Source organism: Lederbergia ruris, assembly GCF_018332955.1.
Lineage (GTDB): Bacteria > Bacillota > Bacilli > Bacillales > Bacillaceae_C > Lederbergia > Lederbergia ruris.
Genome location: NZ_BORB01000101.1, coordinates 1 through 905 on the forward strand (window position 1 = coordinate 1; position 905 = coordinate 905).

Sequence of the window (905 nt, forward strand, 5' to 3'; positions counted from 1 at the left end):
GTTTGTAACACCCGAAGTCGGTGAGGTAACCTTTTGGAGCCAGCCGCCGAAGGTGGGACAGATGATTGGGGTGAAGTCGTAACAAGGTAGCCGTATCGGAAGGTGCGGCTGGATCACCTCCTTTCTAAGGAATATTACGAAAGAATGTTCATGGAACATTCTACAAAAAGACGTTCAGTTTCGTTCAGTTTTGAGAGTTCAAACTCTCAAAACTTTTGTTCTTTGAAAACCAGATAAAATAAGAAGATATAACAAACCGAGAAGCATCACCTTATGGATATCCATAAGAAAAAATGACCTTTTCAAAAAGGTCAGACAAAAAAGAAGCAAGAAGCTCAAGGAAACAAGCGAATGAACACCGGAGCGCACAAACGTGCGTGAGGATGTGAATGAGCGCAGTTGACGCAGAGATTCGCCGCTTATTTTTTGGATGACGATTAAGTTGTTAAGGGCGCACGGTGGATGCCTTGGCACTAGGAGCCGATGAAGGACGGGACTAACACCGATATGCTTCGGGGAGCTGTAAGCAAGCGTAGATCCGAAGATTTCCGAATGGGGAAACCCCCTACCTTTAATGGGGTAGGATCCAATTCTGAATACATAGGGATTGGAAGGCATACCCGGGGAACTGAAACATCTCAGTACCCGGAGGAAGAGAAAGAAAAATCGATTCCCTGAGTAGCGGCGAGCGAAAGGGGAAAAGCCCAAACCAAGAGGCTTGCCTCTTGGGGTTGTAGGACACTCGATATGGAGTTACAAAGGAACGGGGTAAACGAAGTGGCCTGGAAAGGCCGGCCAGAGAAGGTAACAGCCCTGTAATTGAAACTTCGTTCCCTCCCGAGTGGATCCTGAGTACGGCGGGACACGTGGAATCCCGTCGGAAGCTGGGAGGACCATCTCCCAAG

The 905-nt window shown here is 48.1% G+C and carries 2 rRNA genes; both read left to right on the forward strand.

Features of this window, described 5'->3' with window-relative positions:
• A 16S ribosomal RNA gene (locus KI363_RS21560) occupies positions 1–124 on the forward strand; the annotation flags it as partial.
• Positions 125–435: 311 nt separating this feature from the next.
• Positions 436–905, forward strand: a 23S ribosomal RNA gene (locus KI363_RS21565); the annotation flags it as partial.